The sequence below is a fragment of the Gordonia sp. JH63 genome, assembly GCF_009856645.1.
In the GTDB taxonomy this organism is placed as follows: domain Bacteria; phylum Actinomycetota; class Actinomycetes; order Mycobacteriales; family Mycobacteriaceae; genus Gordonia; species Gordonia hongkongensis.
Window position 1 is genome coordinate 3,577,432 of record NZ_CP047235.1, and the last position, 16,926, is coordinate 3,594,357.

Annotated in this window: 17 protein-coding genes; 4 read left to right on the plus strand and 13 right to left on the minus strand. The window is 69.8% G+C overall.

The window, feature by feature from the left end; translation table 11 throughout:
• Nucleotides 1–31: 31 nt before the first annotated feature.
• Genes GR168_RS15980 through GR168_RS15995 form a run of 4 tightly spaced genes read right to left on the minus strand, consistent with a single transcriptional unit; the run spans nt 32 to nt 3,076 of the window.
• A complete protein-coding gene (locus tag GR168_RS15980) occupies nt 32–589 on the minus strand; it encodes a TIGR00730 family Rossman fold protein (RefSeq protein WP_159371181.1) in 558 nt (185 codons plus the stop codon).
• A gap of 43 nt (nt 590–632) precedes the next feature.
• A complete protein-coding gene (locus GR168_RS15985) occupies nt 633–1,412 on the minus strand; it encodes a TIGR00730 family Rossman fold protein (RefSeq protein WP_058252572.1) in 780 nt (259 codons plus the stop codon).
• A 46-nt stretch (nt 1,413–1,458) separates the two neighbouring features.
• Nucleotides 1,459–2,556: a succinyl-diaminopimelate desuccinylase gene (gene dapE / locus GR168_RS15990; RefSeq protein ID WP_159371182.1), complete on the minus strand. Its 1,098-nt coding sequence runs from the start codon at nt 2,554–2,556 to the stop codon at nt 1,459–1,461.
• A 4-nt stretch (nt 2,557–2,560) separates the two neighbouring features.
• Nucleotides 2,561–3,076, minus strand: a complete 516-nt coding sequence (locus GR168_RS15995; protein WP_159371955.1) for a DM13 domain-containing protein — start codon at nt 3,074–3,076, stop codon at nt 2,561–2,563.
• Nucleotides 3,077–3,254: 178 nt separating this feature from the next.
• On the opposite strand from GR168_RS15995, the gene dapD reads away from it, so the two are divergent.
• Nucleotides 3,255–4,220 carry a 2,3,4,5-tetrahydropyridine-2,6-dicarboxylate N-succinyltransferase gene (dapD, locus tag GR168_RS16000; protein ID WP_159371183.1) on the plus strand — a complete coding sequence of 322 codons (966 nt, stop codon included), beginning with the start codon at nt 3,255–3,257 and terminating at the stop codon, nt 4,218–4,220.
• Nucleotides 4,221–4,268: 48 nt separating this feature from the next.
• A complete protein-coding gene (locus GR168_RS16005; RefSeq protein ID WP_065632638.1) occupies nt 4,269–4,511 on the plus strand; it encodes a DUF3072 domain-containing protein in 243 nt (80 codons plus the stop codon).
• Nucleotides 4,512–4,523: 12 nt separating this feature from the next.
• Here GR168_RS16005 and dapC read toward each other — a convergent pair whose 3' ends face one another.
• Nucleotides 4,524–5,666: a succinyldiaminopimelate transaminase gene (dapC, locus tag GR168_RS16010; RefSeq protein ID WP_159371184.1), complete on the minus strand. Its 1,143-nt coding sequence runs from the start codon at nt 5,664–5,666 to the stop codon at nt 4,524–4,526.
• 10 nt (nt 5,667–5,676) lie between these two features.
• Nucleotides 5,677–6,006, minus strand: a complete 330-nt coding sequence (gene fdxA, locus GR168_RS16015; protein ID WP_058252527.1) for a ferredoxin — start codon at nt 6,004–6,006, stop codon at nt 5,677–5,679.
• Between the two features lie 441 nt (nt 6,007–6,447).
• Between fdxA and GR168_RS16020 the strand changes: the two genes are divergently transcribed.
• Both GR168_RS16020 and GR168_RS16025 read left to right on the plus strand, forming a co-directional pair.
• Nucleotides 6,448–7,101: a cysteine dioxygenase family protein gene (locus GR168_RS16020; RefSeq protein ID WP_159371185.1), complete on the plus strand. Its 654-nt coding sequence runs from the start codon at nt 6,448–6,450 to the stop codon at nt 7,099–7,101.
• On the plus strand, nt 7,098–7,472 hold the full coding sequence (locus tag GR168_RS16025; protein ID WP_159371186.1) for a rhodanese-like domain-containing protein: 375 nt from the start codon (nt 7,098–7,100) through the stop codon (nt 7,470–7,472). The genes GR168_RS16020 and GR168_RS16025 overlap by 4 nt, the downstream gene beginning before the upstream one ends.
• 30 nt (nt 7,473–7,502) lie before the next feature.
• Here the strand turns inward: GR168_RS16025 and cofG are convergent, their stop codons facing one another.
• From cofG to typA, 7 genes are all read right to left on the minus strand, one after another.
• Nucleotides 7,503–8,750: a 7,8-didemethyl-8-hydroxy-5-deazariboflavin synthase CofG gene (gene cofG, locus GR168_RS16030; protein ID WP_159371187.1), complete on the minus strand. Its 1,248-nt coding sequence runs from the start codon at nt 8,748–8,750 to the stop codon at nt 7,503–7,505.
• Nucleotides 8,747–10,252, minus strand: coding sequence for an NAD(P)/FAD-dependent oxidoreductase (locus tag GR168_RS16035; RefSeq protein WP_159371956.1), 1,506 nt, complete (start codon nt 10,250–10,252; stop codon nt 8,747–8,749). The genes cofG and GR168_RS16035 overlap by 4 nt, the downstream gene beginning before the upstream one ends.
• A 53-nt stretch (nt 10,253–10,305) precedes the next feature.
• Entirely contained in the window at nt 10,306–11,445 is a 1,140-nt protein-coding gene (locus GR168_RS16040; RefSeq protein WP_159371188.1) for an FO synthase, read from the minus strand.
• Between the two features lie 59 nt (nt 11,446–11,504).
• A complete protein-coding gene (locus GR168_RS16045; RefSeq protein ID WP_159371189.1) occupies nt 11,505–11,894 on the minus strand; it encodes a facilitated glucose transporter in 390 nt (129 codons plus the stop codon).
• Between the two features lie 12 nt (nt 11,895–11,906).
• On the minus strand, nt 11,907–12,791 hold the full coding sequence (gene mshB, locus GR168_RS16050) for an N-acetyl-1-D-myo-inositol-2-amino-2-deoxy-alpha-D-glucopyranoside deacetylase (RefSeq protein ID WP_137809045.1): 885 nt from the start codon (nt 12,789–12,791) through the stop codon (nt 11,907–11,909).
• Nucleotides 12,788–14,761 (minus strand): ABC transporter family substrate-binding protein, encoded by a 1,974-nt coding sequence (locus GR168_RS16055; RefSeq protein ID WP_065632737.1) that lies wholly within the window; start codon nt 14,759–14,761, stop codon nt 12,788–12,790. Before GR168_RS16055 ends, mshB begins: the two co-directional genes overlap by 4 nt.
• Before the next feature lie 69 nt (nt 14,762–14,830).
• A complete protein-coding gene (gene typA, locus GR168_RS16060; RefSeq protein WP_058252521.1) occupies nt 14,831–16,741 on the minus strand; it encodes a translational GTPase TypA in 1,911 nt (636 codons plus the stop codon).
• Nucleotides 16,742–16,926: the final 185 nt, after the last annotated feature.

The window sequence follows — 16,926 nt, forward strand, 5'->3', positions numbered from 1 at the left end:
TTTCGAGTGCCCCGCGCACTCAGGCGCTACCTTACCGGCCGGTAGCAAGGCCTTCCCGTGCTGTCGCCAACTCCACCGCGTCGGCGACCGACCGCGTGATGAGCAGCCGGTCGAGCGATCGTCGGGCGACGAACCCGGTTGTCGACAACTCTCGCAGCCAGTCGAGCAACGGCGCGTAGAAATCGACAGGATCGAGCAGGACGACCGGTTTGTCGTGCATCCCGAGGTAGCCCCCGGTCCAGGTCTCGAAGAGCTCCTCGAGCGTCCCAATCCCGCCGGGGAGGGTGATGAACCCGTCGGCGCGCTCGTCCATGAGGCGTTTGCGTTCGCGCATGGTCTCGGTGACCACGAGTTCGCCCGACCCGAGGTCGGCGACCTCGTGCTTCATCAGTGCGCGCGGGATGATGCCGACCGTGTGGCCACCGGCCTCGCGAGCGGCGGTGACCAGCGCGCCCATCATGGAGATGTTCCCACCGCCGGAGACGACCACATGCCCCTGTTCGGCGAGCGTCCGACCCACTTCGGCGGCGAGATCGAGGTAGGGCTGGTCGACGGGACCGGAGGCGCAATAGACGCAGACAGCACTCACCGGGCAATCGTGCCATCGTCGGCCGGGAAGGTCATATCGACCCTCAGGGTGTCGCGGCCTCGATCGCGGCGACCACGTCGTCGGGGTCGTCGACGACGGTGAGCAGGTCCAGATCCTCGGGCGAGATCATCCCGCGCGCGGCGAGGACGTCGCGCATCCAGTCCAGCAGGCCGCCCCAGAAGTCGCTGCCCACCAGCACGATCGGGAACCGGACCACCTTCTTGGTCTGCACCAGGGTCAGCGCCTCGAAGAGTTCGTCGAGGGTGCCCATCCCGCCAGGGAGACAGACGAACGCCTGCGCGTACTTCACGAACATCGTCTTGCGCACGAAGAAGTATCGAAAGTTCATGCCGAGATCGACCCAAGGGTTGAGACCCTGCTCGAAGGGCAGCTCGATGTTGAGTCCGATCGACTGCGCCCCGGCCTGATGGGCCCCCTGGTTCGCAGCCTCCATCGCACCGGGTCCGCCACCGGTGATGACCGCGTAACCGGCCTCGCCCAGCGCTCGGCCCACGCGGACACCGAGCGCGTATTCCGGCGACTCCGGATGCAGTCGCGCCGAGCCGAAGACGGTCACGGCCTCGGCGACCTCGCTCATCGCATCGAACCCGGCGACGAACTCGGACTGGATGCGCAGGACCCGCCAGGAGTCGCGCATGGTCCGTTCGGAACGACGCGTGGCGTCGCGCGGGTCGACCCATTCCAGCAGGCGGCGGTCCGTGGTCTTGCCGCGCTGGTCTCGCCGGATCCGGATCGGGCCGACGTAGCAGGTGTCGGGGTTCGTTCCGTCTTCGACGGGTTCCGGTTCGGGCGTGGTCGACATGGCGGTCACGCTAGCAGCGCCGTCCGACTCCGCCGGTCCTGCGAGGTCAGGACAGGTAGGTGCGCAGCAGGTCGGTCACCGCGCGGATCTGCTCCACCGGTACCCGTTCGTCGACGCGATGCGCGAGATTGGGATCGCCGGGGCCCAGGTTCACCGCGGGGATCCCCAGCGCCGAGAACCGCGACACATCGGTCCAGCCGTACTTCGCGCGGAAGCGTCCGCCCGCGGCCGCCACGAGCGCCGCGGCCGCCGGGTGCCCCAGCCCGGGCAGGGCGCCGGCCGCGGAATCGGTGACCTCCAGCCCGATCCTGCCGTCGGCCAGGTCGGCGCCGAACACCTCGCGGACGTGGTCGAGCGCCTGGTCGATCGAACGGTCCGGTGCGAAGCGGAAGTTGACGTCGACGTGCGCGGCGTCGGGGATCACGTTGCCGGCCACCCCGCCGCCGACCGCGACCGCCGACAGGCCCTCGCGGTACTCGCAGCCGTCGATGTCGACCCGACGGGCCTCATACCCCGCCAGCGTGGTCAGGACACCGCCGAGCTTGTGAATGGCGTTGTCGCCCATCCACGATCGGGCCGAGTGCGCTCGGGTTCCCGTCGTCGACAACCGAACCCGCAGCGTCCCCTGGCATCCGGCTTCGATGAGCCCCGCGGTCGGCTCGCCGAGGATCGCCACGTCACCGGCGAGCCACTCGGGGAGTTCGCGTTCGATGTCGTTCAGGCCGTTGAACTCCGCGGCGATCTCCTCGCAGTCGTAGAAGATCAGCGTCAGATCCGAGGCCGGCTCCGGCAGCGTCGCCGCGAGGTGGAGGAACACCGCGTCACCGGACTTCATGTCGACGGTGCCGCATCCGTGCAGCACGTCGCCCTCCGCCGGATCCGTCTCGCGGCGGTGCGGGAGGTTGCCGGCGACCGGCACGGTGTCGAGGTGCCCGGCGAGGATGACCCGCTGGGCGTGCCCCCGGTCGGTCCGTGCGAGGACCCGGTTGCCGTGGCGGAGGATCTCGAATCCGCTCGTCTGCGCGCGCAGGGCGGCCTCGACCGCGTCGGCGATGGCCGACTCGTTGCGCGACTCGCTCTCGATGTCGACGAGCGCGGCGGTCAGTTCGACGGGGTCGGCGGTCAGGTCGAGGTCGGTGCTCACTCCCTCACCGTAGTGAGCCCATCTCGGCGGCGCCGAAGGAGACGCTGAACTTCACGCACCAGAGGAACACCGACGGATAGTCGGCCAGCTCGACGTCGGCGGGGATCTCGTAGACCTGGTTGCCCTTGTTCCCCTTGATCATGCCGAGGTCGACGTGCGGGACGTCCGCGGCCGTTCGCCACCCGGCGAACCCCTCGACCACGTCCCCTTGCGACAGCCACACGTGGACATCAGGGCCGGTGGTCGTGTCCAGGTCCTCGATCGCCAGCACGCGTGAGCCGTCGGGCTGTTCGATGATCGAGACCGTTCCGGATGTCGAGTGCTCGTGGCTGATCAGGCTGCCGCGCGAGATGACCGCCGGCCCGGCGGGCGGCGGCTGCCCCGGCGTCGACGTCGTGGGGGTGGCCGCGACCGGGATGGCGTCGTCGACCTCGGTGTCGACGAAGATCAGCCACGGCTGGAAGACGACGGCCCCGACCGCCAGCGCCGCCACGATCACGACGCCGACCCCGCCCAACACCCACGGCCAGCGGCGTCGGCGGCGCCGGGGCGGTACAGATGGCTGGGGATGACCGGTCATGCTGGCGACCCTACGAGCGGCGCACAGCACGTGACCAGGTCTTTGGGCCGAATGGATGACGCCGGGGCACCGGTGGCGGGGCGGGGGCGCCGGTGTCGATCACCTAGACTCACCTGTCGTGACATCTACTGGCGCACACGCAACTGGCATCGCGACCGTGATCGACGGGGGTTCGACTCCCGGCGTCGTCCTCGACGTCTGGTTCCCCGAACCCGAACTCGACGGGGTCGAGACCGCGGAGACCGTGATCCTCGACGACGAGTCGACACCGGCCCACCTCCGTGAGTTGGTGGGCGTCGATGAGGCCCGCGGGGTCAAGACCGTCGCGGTCCGCACCGGCATCGCCGACATCTCCGCCGCACCCATCGACGCCTACGACGTCTACCTCCGACTCCACCTGCTGTCGCATCGCCTCATCACCCCGCACGGCGCCAACCTCGAGGGCATCTTCGGGATGCTCACCAACGTGGTGTGGACCAATCACGGCCCGTGTGCGGTCGAGAACTTCGAGTCGGTACGGGCGAAGCTGCGCGCCCGCGGACCGGTCACCGTCTACTCGATCGACAAGTTCCCGCGCATGGTCGACTACGTGGTGCCCGGCGGCGTACGGATCGGCGACGCCGACCGCATCCGCCTCGGCGCGCATCTCGCGGCCGGCACCACCGTGATGCACGAGGGCTTCGTCAACTTCAACGCCGGCACCCTCGGGTCGTCGATGGTGGAGGGTCGCATCTCCGCGGGCGTCGTCGTCGGCGACGGCTCCGACATCGGCGGCGGCGCCTCGACGATGGGCACCTTGTCGGGCGGCGGCAAGGAGATCATCGCGCTGGGCAAACGCTGCCTACTCGGCGCGAACTCCGGCTGCGGCATCCCGCTGGGTGACGACTGCGTCATCGAGGCCGGCCTCTACGTCACCGCCGGCACCAAGGTCACCGGACCCGACGGCACGCAGATCAAGGCGCGCGACCTGTCCGGCCAGTCCAATCTGCTCTTCCGTCGCAACAGCCTGACCGGAGCGGTCGAGGTCGTGCCGTGGAAGGGCGACGGCATCGCCCTCAACGAGGCGCTGCACAAGAACGACTGACGCCCTGGCTCACTGGCCGGATCTCCCATCCCGACGTATGGTGGGCACATGAGCACATCGAACAATCGTTCGACGAACGATACCGACGACGTCCTCGGCGCGGGCGCCGGAAACTCCACCGAGAAGGACCCGGACGACTGGGTGACCGGCGACGAGCCGATGACCGGCGCGCAGCGAAGCTATCTCGACACCCTCGCACGGGAGGCCGGCGAGACCCTCTCGGCCGACCTCACCAAGGCCGAGGCGTCCGAGGAGATCGACCGCCTACAACAGAAGAGCGGTCGCGGCTGAGCAGGGCCGGTGTCAGGCCGTCAGACGAGCGACGGCCGCATTGATCCGCTCATCGGTTGCGGTGAGCGCCATCCGAACGTGGCGCTCACCCGCCGGACCGTAGAAATCGCCTGGAGCACAGAGAATTCCGCGGTCGGCGAGCCAGGCGACGGTCTCCCGGCACGGTTCGTCCCGGGTGGCCCAGAGATACAGGCCCGCCTCGGAATGGTCGACCCGGAAGCCCGCACCCTCCACGGCTGCTTTGAGCAGCCGACGACGCTCGGCATAACGCTCGCGCTGCTCGTCGACATGTGCGTCGTCGGCCAGTGCGGCGGTCATCGCTCCCTGGACGGGGAACGGCACGATGAGTCCGGCATGCTTGCGGACTGCGAGCAATTCGGCGATCAGTTCGGGGTCGCCGGCGAAGAATCCGGCGCGATACGACGCCAGGTTCGAGATCTTGGACAGTGAGTGGACCGCGAGCAGTCCGGTGTGGTCGCCGTCGCAGACCCTCGGGTCGAGGATCGACAGCGGCTCGCCCTCCCAGCTCAGACCGAGATAACACTCGTCGGACACGACGACGGTCCCCCGCTCGCGCGCCCATCCCACGACTTTGCGGAGATGATCGAGGCCGAGGACCTTGCCGGTCGGATTCGACGGCGAGTTGATGAACATCAGCGCCGGGTTCATCGGTCCCAGCGCGACGGTCGAATCCGCCCGCACCGCCCGCGCACCGGCGAGCAGGGCGCTCACCTCATAGGTCGGGTAGGCGACCTCGGGGATGACCACGTCGTCGCCGGGTCCGAGCCCGAAGGTCGAGGCCAGGCCGGCGATCGCCTCCTTGGTACCGATGACCGGCAGGATTCCCGTCTCGTCGAGCGACGTGACCCCGTGGCGTCGGATCAGCGACTCCGCGGCCGCCTCCCGCAACTCGCGGGTCCCGATCGTCGTCGGGTAGCCCGGGAACGCCGAGTTCTCGGCGAGTGCGTCGCGGATGAGTGCGGGCACCGGGTCGACGGGCGTCCCGACCGACAGGTCGACGATGCCGTCGGCGTGGGCCTGAGCCGTCGCCTTCGCATCGGCGATCGTGTCCCACGGGAAGTCGGGCAGACGCCCGCTGACGCGGGTCGAGGAGACGCGCAGGGGCGCAGCCGTACGGGAGACAGGACTGCTCATGCGGAGGCGGTCAGTCCTCTTCGTTCATCGGCGGGAGACCCTTGATGAACGCCGGATCGGCCTCGGTCTTGCCGACCTTGCTGGCGCCGCCCGGGGAGCCGAGGTCGTCGAAGAAGTCGGCGTTCGCGCTGACGTAGGGCTCCCATTCGTCGGGAACATCATCCTCGTAGAAGATCGCCTCGACCGGGCACACCGGCTCACACGCACCACAGTCGACGCACTCATCCGGCTGGATGTAGAGCATGCGTCCACCCTCGTAGATGCAGTCGACGGGGCACTCCTCCACGCAAGCCTTGTCCAACACGTCGACGCAAGGCTCCGCGATGATGTAGGTCACCACTCACTCCTTCGCTAGGGAAGATCCGGGTCGGCGCGACGAGAAACGCAGTTCGGCGTCGAACGGCACTCCGGCGTCGGCGCCGGTGCGGCCCGAGGGCTGGTCGAACCGCACCCCACAGTATCCGCCCCGGGAGACGCTGCGACGAAATCGACCCCCGTCCAGAGGCGCCCGAATCCGGGTTTGAGTAACGAGGATCACATCGCCGACCGCGAGACGCCGCTCCGGGTTTCGTTCAGCGTGCCGCCAAACCTCGACGCCGCGACGATCCGCGTGCAGAGTCGGGCGCATGATCGTCGTCGACGAATCCGTCCTCACCGGACACCGACCCGCGGGCGCGTGTGCCCGGGTGCCGCACCGACCCACCGCGCGGTCGATGTCGATGTGCTGTTGCTGAACCGATCGGCCTCACCACATCCTCTTCGACTCTCGCAAGGATTCGCCATGACCTCCACCCTCGCCCGCACCGAACGAGCGCCTCAGTCCGCCTTATCGTCTCTTTCCTCCGCCCGGAATCGTGCTCGGACGTCTTCGCCGCTGCGCGAGCGTCCGGGTACCGCGGCCCCGCGCGCCCTTGGTCACCTGCCGACGCGGCTCCGGCCCGCCGACCTCCTCCGCATCACCGACCAGGGCGTCGCAGACGTCCTCGACGGTCGCCACGACGACCTGCTCCCGGAGGTCTGGGACGAACGGCATCGCTGGGCGACGCGCCTGCACGCCGACGACGACGTCGACGTGTGGCTGATCAGCTGGACGCCGGGCGAGGCCACCGAACTGCACGACCACGCCGGTTCGCTCGGAGCCCTGACGGTGTTGTCGGGCAGCTTGCGCGAGTACCACTGGACGGGAGACGATCTGGCGGTGCGCATCCTCGACGCCGGCGACCAGGCCGCCTTCCCTCTCGGGTGGGTGCACGACGTCGTGCGGAACCCGGTCGTCGCCGCCCCGGAGATCGGTGCGGAGACCAGCCCGCTGGTGACCCCGACGCTCAGCGTGCACGCCTACTCACCGCCGCTGACCGCGATGTCGTACTACGACATCTCCGAGGGCGGCCACCTGCGCCGCAACCGGACCGTTCTCACCGACCAGCCCGAATGAGCACTCCCCGCACCATCGACGACGTGCTCGCCGACGCACGGTCGCGGATCGCGCGGGTCGAGGCCGCGGACGTCCCCGCCGAGCTGGCCGACGGGGCGGTGCTCGTTGACATCCGTCCCGCGGCGCAGCGCGCGGAGGAGGGCGAGGCCCGGGGTGCTCTCGTCATCGAACGGAATGTCCTCGAATGGCGGTGTGACCCGGCGAGCGACGCCCGCATCGACCAGGCCGTCGACCATGACGTCCGCTGGATCATCCTGTGCTCCCAGGGTTATACGTCGAGCCTCGCCGCCGCGGCGCTGCAGGATCTCGGGTTACATCGCGCCACCGACGTCGTCGGCGGATACGAAGCGCTCGCACCGGTTCTCGGCTGACTGCCACGCACCCGACGACAGGTGCTTCCCTCAAGCAACCGCCGGCCACGGACGCGGAGCCGGGCGGGTGTCGACGGCGAGGCCGGTCACCGGGTCGGCGAGCGCGGCGACGTGCTGGGTCAGTGCCGGGTCGATCCAGTCGGCACCGTTCAGCACATACGGCGGCTGCGCGGTGATGCGTTCGGTGAGAACGAAATCCGATTCCGCGGTGCGGGCGGCCAGGGCGTCGAGGTGAGGCCACGGGCGTTCCGGGTTGACGTGGTCGGGAGTCAGCGGCGACACCCCACCCCAGTCGTCGACGCCGGACGCGATCAGCGCGGCACATTCCGCGGGCGACACCAGATTTGGCGGCGCCTGAATCCGCATGTGTGGGCCGAGGACAACCCGGGCGACCGCGACGGCGGCGAGGAACTCGGTCATCTCCGCGTCGGGGGTCGAGCGCATCGCGGTGTCCGGCTTCGCCCGGAAGTTCTGCACGATCACCTCCTGGATGTGCCCGCCTCGGGCGTGCACATCGGCGATGGCCAGCAGCGATTCGGCCCGCTCGGTGAGTGATTCGCCGATCCCGACCAGAATCCCGGTGGTGAACGGGACGCGAGCGGTGCCCGCATCGCGCAGCACCTGCATGCGGACCAGCGGGTCCTTGTCGGGACTTCCGTAGTGTGCCTGGCCTTTCTCGGTGAACAGGCGACGCGACGTCGTCTCCAGCATCATGCCCATCGACGGTGCGACCGGGCGCAGGCGGAGCAGTTCCTCGAGGCTCATCACCCCGGGGTTGAGGTGCGGCAGCAGACCCGTCTCCGACAACACGGCGACCGCGGCGGCACGAACGTAGTCCAGCGTCGAGGAGTAACCCCGTTCGGCCAGCCACTCGCCGGCCTGCGGCCACCTGTCCTCGGGGCGGTCACCCAGCGTGAAAAGCGCCTCCTTGCAGCCGAGTTCGGCACCGCGGCGCGCGAGGTCGACGACCTCGTCGAGTTCCAGATAGAGCCCCTCCCCCGCGCGGGCGAGTTTCCCGGGGACCGTGACGAAGGTGCAGTAGTGGCACCGGTCGCGGCACAGGCGCGTCAGCGGGATGAACACCTTGCGGGAGTAGGTGATCTGCCGGGACCGGCCGACCGCGGCCAGCCCCTCGTCGCGGAGCGCCCCGGCGATCGATTGCAGTTCGACCAGGTCGTCTCCTGCGCAGGACAGGAGCGTCACGGCCTCGTCGAGACCGATCGGCGCCCGGTCGCGCGCGGCGTCCAGGGCCGCGCGGACGGTCAACTTCTCGGTCATTCCTCACCCTCCTCAGGTGTTCCGGTGCCGGCGTCGTCGGGACGGGGTTCGTACGGTTCGGGGTCGAAGGTGCCGTTGCGTTCGCGAAACGACGCCGCAGTGCCCGGCCACAACAGGGTCAGGCGACCGCTGTCGGGGTCGACATACCAACTCTCACAACCGGTCAGCCACACCGTCGACTCGCTGCGAGCGTCGATCTCCCGCGTGTATTCGTCTTCGGCGGCAGGCGAGACCGCCAGCGTCGTGATCCCGCTGCCGGCCATGTACTCCAGCGCGCCCAGGACGTAGTCGAGTTGCGTCTCGATCATGTAGATCGCCGAGTTGTGGCCGAGCGCCGCGTTGGGCCCGTCGAGGACGAACATGTTCGGGAATCCGCTGACCACGGTCGAGGCATAGGACGTCATGCCCGCAGACCAGTGGTCGGACAGCCGCCGACCGGCACGACCGGTGATGCGCGATGCGGCGGGCGGGCGTGCGGATTCGAAACCGGTTGCCATCACCAGGACGTCGAGATCGTAGGTGTGACCACTGTGCGCGGTGGCCTTGGTCTCGGCGACCGACGTCAGAGCACTCGACTCGAACACCACGTTGGAGCGTTGTAGCGCCGGATAGAAGTCGTCGCTGAGCAGGATTCTCTTGCAACCGATCTCGTAGTCGGGGGTCAGCTGTTCACGGAGGTCGGCATCGGCCACCTGCCCGTGGAGGTGATCCCGCGCACGGGAACGGATCTCGTCGATGTCTGGATGCAACCCGAGCCGCTGCCGGAACGCCCCGTCGGCTTCGGTGAGCAGTCGGTCGCGCACCTCCGCCGCGACGACGGGGTCGAGCATGGCGGCCCGCTCGTCGTCGGTGTAGAGCCGGTCCGCGCGCGGCACGACATACGGTGGCGTGCGGCAGAACACGACGAGATCGTCCGCGGCGTCGGCGAGATGCGGGATGAGCTGCACCGCCGACGCACCGGTTCCGACGACCCCGACCCGCGCACCCGCGACGTTGACGTCGTCGTGCCAGGCGGCCGTGTGGACGACCTGTCCCGGGAAGGTGTCGAGTCCGTCGATGTCGGGGATGCGCGCCTCCGACAACCGTCCGACCGCCAGCACCAGCGAGCGAGCGCGGAAGGTGACGTCCCGGCCGTCCGGCGCCGCCGCCGTGATCACCCAGTGCGCCCCCTGCTCGTCCCAGACCGCTTCGCGGAGTTCGCGATTGAGTTCGATGCGGTCGGCGAGTCGTTCGTCGACGACGATCTGTTCGAGATAGCTGCGGATCTCGGCGCCACGAGCGAATCGCGCCGACCAGTCGGCCGGCGGCCGGAACGAGAACGAGTACAGATGGGCGGGGATGTCGCAGGCGATGCCGGGATAGGTGTTGTCGCGCCACGTGCCCCCCACGCCGTCGGCGCGTTCGAGCACGACGAAGGACTCCCGCCCGCGGCGCGCGAGCTGCGTCGCCATCCCGAGCCCGGCGAAGCCCGCGCCGATGATGGCGACATCCACGTCGTCCATCGTCAGCGCGCGCTGCTGCGCTCCGGCCGCCCGCCCGGAAGACATGCTCCGGCTCACGCGGACACCTGTGGCAGCGGGAGTTGCCTGTCGGGCTCCGGCACCCCGTAGCGGGTGGTGCGCTGGCGCGGCCTGCGTCCGGCTCGTGCCGCGATGTCGACGACAGCCGCGGCGTCGAGGACACGACCTGATTCCGGTCCCGCGCCCGGCATCAGGGTGCCGTCGAGCAACAGCCCACCCAGATCATCTGCCCCGCCGCGCAACACCAGATCGACGGTGGCCGCGGGCAGTTTGGTCCACGCCACCTGCAGATGGTCGAGGAGGCCTGCGGTCATGAGGCGGGCGACGGCGTGCAACGCGCGGGTCTCCCGCTCCGACGCGGTCCGCGAGGCGGTGTCCGCCAGGTGGGGCGGCACGTTCTCGGGAAGCAGTGGCATCAGGATGAGTTCGCTGAAACCGCCCGTGCGACGCTGGATCTCGAGTAGCAGTCGAAGATGGGCGATCTGGTGTGCGGGCGTCTCGACGTGCCCGTAGAGCATCGTCGCGGTGGAGAAGAGACCCACGCGGTGGGCGGTCTCGATGACGTCGACCCAGCTGCCGACCGGCGGCGCCGTGCCGGTGGGTGAGAGTGTCGCGCGAACGGTGTCGTCGAGGATCTGGGCGGCGGTCCCCGGCACCGACCCCAGGCCCGCCGACCGCAGCCGCTCGAGGTGTTCGACGATCGTGATCCCGGCACGCTCGGCGCCGTCGACGATCTCCGGGGCCCGATAGGCGTGCAGGTGGAGCCCGTCGGCGGCACCCGTGATGTCCTCCACGAGTCGGACGTAGTCGTCGGCCGGCAGTTCGGCGGGCAGGGGTCCCTGCATGCAGATCTCGGTCGCGCCGAGTGCGACCGCCTCGGCGACCAGTTCGTCGAGACCCGGGTCGTCGGGTCCGAGTCGGCTGACGATCCCGGTGTCGAAGTTGCGGTTGACCACGAAGGTCAGCACATCCGGATCGGTGACGCGACGACGCACGGAGTCGGCGAGGTCGCACAATTCGTCGAGCTGCGCACCCGAGGCACCCAGCAGGGCGACCCAGCCGTCATCGTCGAGGGCGTCGGCCCCGAGAGTCGGGTCGTCACGGACACGGCTCAGTGCGGCCGTGACGCGCTCGATCGGGGCCTTGATGTCTTCGGCCCACGCGCGCAGAAGCATGTCTCTCACTCTAACGCCGCCCGTCACGACACAACGCGGAGCGCCCCTGCGGCCGGTGGTCAGTCGGGTTCGGGCAGCCGCCCCGTCCAGCCCAGCGCGGCGGACGGCCCGACGCCGAGGACCACGAGCAGCAGGGTCTGTACGAGGTAACCACTGCTGATCGAGAGCACGACGTCCCCGCCCGGGCCGGGGAACCCGCCGGCGATCACGACGACGAGCCCCCACGCGGCGAGTGGCCCATACCGCCACGGCGTCGCGGTGAGGCCGGACGCGAGCCAGAGCAGGGCCGCATTGACCACGCCGGCGGCAAGTGCCGCGACGGGCAGCGCGACGCCGCCGAAGCGCTGATAGGTGAACGCGACAGTCAGGAGCCCGACCGCGAACCCGTCGACGACGAGGAATCCCAGGAGCAGTCGGTCGAGGACGGAGCCCGATACGGGCCGAACCATGCGGGCCACGGCTCAGTCGACCCCGGCGAACAGGTCCGACTCACGCTTCCCGTCCGGGGACCCGTGACGCTCCGGCTCGACCAGAATGTAATGCTCCGCACCGGCGATCGGCTGCACGATGTTGTTCGACAGTGCGTACTCCGTCCCGGACGCCGCGACGGTCACCTGTGTGGCGTGGGCGGCCAGGGCGGCCACCTTTCGTGGGAGGTACGCGCTGATGTCGATCTCGGTGGTGATGTCGGCGTCGGGATAGCTCGGCAGCTCACCGTCGCGGGGCATCCGCCAGCCGTCGGGTACCGCGGCGACACCGGCGAGCCCGGAGTCCAGTGCGCTGCGTTCGGTCACCGATTCGTAGATCTTGTCCGGGCCCGGACCGACTTCCCGGGCGCGGGCGACCGCGGCCGTCGTGACCTCGTGCACCAGTTTGTGATCGGGATGGCCGTACGTACCCGAGGCGTCGTAGCTGACGACCACCTGGGGTGCGAAGTCGGTGAGCACGTCGACCAACGCCTCGACGGGCTCGTCGAACGGTGCCCGCACGAGTGCGCGCGGGTGGTTCGCGGACGGGGCGCCGGCCATCCCGGAGTCCCGCCATCGGCCCGCACCGCCGAGGAATCGCGGCCGCAACGCGGGTCGGCCGGCGGGACTGAGCTCGGCCAGTGCCCGCGTGAGTTCGAGGACCCGGAACCCGCCGAGCTGGTCGGCGCCGCCGTCGGCGACCAGCTGCGCCCACTCGTCGCCGATCACCTCGCCCTCCTCCCCGAGCGTGAAGGTCAGCACCCGCACGTCGACGCCCTCGGCGAGATATCGGGCGATGGTGCCGCCGGTCATGATCGTCTCGTCGTCGGGATGAGCGTGGACGAGCAGCAGCCGGCGATCCGCCGGGACACCGGTCACGTCAGCTCCCAATCGACCGCGGTCCCGAAGATCGAGACCTGGATGGGTCCGGTGAGCGGGACGTCGCGCACCGCGGACGTGGTGCCCACGACCATCGAGTCCTGGTACAGCGGCCGGTAGATCGCCTGCGCGGCGAGGAGCGGCTCGGCCTCGTTCAGCGTCGGGATCGGGTCGTCCTCGGAGAGTGCGGTGCGCGCGAGCTCGATGAGCCGCGGGTCACACAACCCGGACACGTTGCTGGCATAGCTGTCCCCGGGATCGCCACCGCTCGGCGCGATGCTGGTGGGCGTCGGCGGCGTCGCGGGCGACGGTTCGGTACCGGGCTTGGGCTGGTTGCAGTCGACCTGCGACGCGAGCGACGACGCCGGCGGCACGCCGAGCCCCGACCACCCGACGACCAGGTCGACGCGCTGGTTGGTGAGCGCCGACCCGTACAGCTCGCTGTTGGGCAGCGTCACGACCTGAGCGCGCACCCCTGCACCTCGGAGCTGGTCGACGATGCTCGACGCGGCCGACGTGGTCCGCGGATCGCCGGCGACCGCACCGACACGGACGATGAGGTCCTGCCCGTCGCGCTGGAACGGCAGGATTCCCTCGGGCAGTTCCGGTACCTCGACCAGACCCTCGGTCGGGGTCTCGCTCACCCCGGGCGTCGCCGACCCGCCGGCGGACGGCGCCTCGGACGCGGGCGTGGACCCGGACGGGGACGACGGCGACACCGAGGAGGGCTCCGACGACGACGCCGACGGCACCGGGGATGCCGAGCCGACGGGCTCGGGCGCGGCGCGGCGGTAACCGGCAGCGCCGAGCAGGGCGTCGACCTCGGCCGCCCCGAGGCGCGGGCGGTCGACCGGTGAATAGCCCGGATCCGACGGCGCGAAGACGGTGTTCGCGAACGGTTCGACGACCCAGTCGCCGGCACCGGCGAAGGTGGTCAGTCGCGGATCGACCAACCCGAGGATCGCGCGCCGGACCTCCACCGAGCTCATCGCGTCGGTGCGGGCGTTCACGCTGACACCGAGTGACCGCGACGTCAGGCTGCGGGCGGTCTCGAGACCGGGCAGCGCGGTCAGTTCCGCGTCGGTGGCCGGCGAGGCGCCGAGGGCCACGATGGCCGAGTCGCCGGATCGTACGGAGTCGAGCATCTGGGCCGATGTGCCGGCGCGGCGGAGGACGATCTGATCCAACCGGGGCGGGGTGACCCAATACCGGTCGTTGCGGGCGAGGCGGACCTCGTCGCGGGTCTTGTCGATCCCCACGATCGCGTAGGGCCCGGCCGAAACCGGCTTGCCGGTGTCCATCCCGGTCTGGAAGCCGGCCGGCGCACCCTTGAGCACGTGACTGGGCAGCAATCCGGTGAACAGCTCTCGCCACGCGGGGTACGGCGACTCGAACCGCACCTCGACGACCTTGCCGCCCTCCCGGGACTGCACCGAGTCGATGAGCCGGTAGCCGGCCGGTGCCACGACGTTGGGCTGCCGGGACATCTGCTGCCACAGGAAGTTGAAGTCGTCGCCCGTCACCGGCAGGCCGTCGGACCACTGGGCGTCGGTGTGGATGCGGTAGGTCACGGTGAACGGCGCCCGCGACGTCACCTCCGCGGAGGTGACGAACGAGCGCTGCAGTTCCCACACCGTCCCGCCCGGGGTCTGGACCGGCGCGAACGCGCTGGGCAGCGTCATCGCCGCGACCGCCGTGGTCACCGGATTCTGGTCGGCGGCGATGTGCGGGTTGAAGCCCGATCCGACCGAGTCGGTGGCGATGTAGATCGTCTTCTCCACCGGGTACTCGGTCGGGGTCGGCGGTGGCCCGGTGTCGCGGACCGGGGGCGGCGGATCCGACATGCAGGCGGTCAGCACCACGAGCAGGGCGACGCTGCACGAGAGCATGCCGAGCAACCGCCCACGGACCCGGTTCGCGGCCTCGCGGCCCGGTCGTGGTCTCGCGCGATTCACCTCGGATACCCCCATGACGAAGAAGCTTCTCGGTCCGTCGGACGCGCCCGCCACCGTAATGCGGCGCCGGAGCGCCATCGACACTCAGCTGACGGCGGCATCCCGGGACTTGGCCCGCGAGCGCTCACGGGCGCGCGTCGTCGAGTCGAGGTGCACCTTACGCACTCGCACGACCTCCGGGGTGACCTCGACACACTCGTCCGCGGCGCAGAATTCCATGGCGCCCTCGAGGTCGAGTTGCATCGGCTTGGCGAGGGTCTCCATCACGTCGGCCGAGGACTGACGCATGTTGGTCAGCTTCTTCTCGCGGGTGACGTTGATGTCGAGATCCTCCTGGCGCGGGTTGATCCCCACGACGTGGCCCTCGTACGAGTCGTCGCCCGGGTTGACGAAGAACGTGCCGCGGTCGGCGAGCTGGATCATCGCGAACGGGGTGACCGTTCCCGACCGGTCGCTGACGAGCGAACCCGTGTGGCGGGCCCGGATCTCGCCCGCCCAGGCGTCGTAACCCTGGAACACCGCGTTGGCGATGCCGGTGCCGCGGGTCTCGGTGAGGAAGTCGGTACGGAACCCGATGAGGCCGCGCGAGGGCACGATGAACTCCATCCGGACCCAGCCGGTGCCGTGGTTGTTCATCTGCTCCATACGGCCCTTGCGGGCGGCGAGCAACTGGGTGACCGCGCCGAGGTACTCCTCGGGCACGTCGACGGTCAGATGCTCGAACGGCTCCTGGACCTTGCCGTCGACCTTGCGAGTGACGACCTGCGGCTTGCCGACGGTCAGCTCGAAGCCCTCACGACGCATCTGCTCGACGAGGATGGCCAGGGCGAGCTCGCCACGTCCCTGCACCTCCCAGGCGTCGGGCCGGCCGATGTCGAGCACGCGCAGCGACACGTTGCCGATCAGCTCGGTGTCCAGACGCTGCTTGACCATGCGGGCGGTCAGTTTGTGGCCCGACACCCGGCCCGCCAGCGGCGACGAGTTGGTGCCGATGGTGACCGAGATCGCCGGCTCGTCGACGGTGATGCGCGGCAGCGGCTGCGGGTTCTCCAGGTCGGCGAGGGTGTCGCCGATCATGATCTCCGGCATACCGGCGACGGCCACGATGTCACCGGCCGATGCGGACTCGGCGGGCGCCCGGTCGACGCCGACGGTGGCGAGGAGCTCGGTGATCTTGGCGCGCTCGACGACGGCTTCACCGTCGACCTCGCGGCACCAGGACACCTGCTGGCCCTTGCGGAGGGTTCCGTTGTGGATGCGGACGAGCGCGAGACGGCCGAGGAAGGCCGACGCGTCGAGGTTGGTGACGTGTGCCTGCAGCGGCGCGTCCGGGTCACCCTTGGGCGCCGGGACGTGTTCGAGCAGGACGTCGAAGAAGGAGTCGAGGTTCTCCCCCGCCGGGATCTCGCCGTCGGCCGGCTGCTCGGTGCTGCAGACACCGGCGCGGCCCGAGGCGTAGAGCACGGGGAGCTCGAGGACGAGTTCGGCGGCCTTCGCGGCCTCCTCGTCCAGGTCGGAGGCGAGGTCGAGGAGCAGATCCTGCGTCTCGTCGACGACCTCCTGGATGCGGGCGTCGGGACGGTCGGTCTTGTTGACGACGACGATCACCGGCAGCTCGGCGGCCAGCGCCTTGCGGAGCACGAAGCGCGTCTGCGGCAGCGGGCCCTCGGAGGCGTCGACGAGCAGGACCACGCCGTCGACCATCGACAGGCCGCGCTCGACCTCACCGCCGAAGTCGGCGTGGCCGGGGGTGTCGATGACGTTGATGACGACCTCGGTGCCGTCCGGCTGGCGCCGGTGGACCGCGGTGTTCTTGGCGAGGATGGTGATGCCCTTTTCACGTTCGAGGTCACCGGAGTCCATCACCCGGTCGACGACCTCGGCGCGCTCGCCGAAGACGCCGGACTGGCGCAGCATGGCGTCGACGAGTGTGGTCTTTCCGTGGTCGACGTGCGCGACGATCGCGACGTTGCGGAAGGTGGGGACAGCGCTCACTGGCTCTCTTTCGTGTGGTTGGGGACCGGCAGCGGCGGCCGGCGTCCGGGTCACTGCCGAACGTCTGGAACGTTCGCAGCCGAACGGCTCTGACCGGCGCGGGGAGCAGATCACCTAGGGATTCAACGTCACAGACTATCGGCTCGGGCGGTGAGACCGCGATCACAGCACCCACAAGAGTTGTA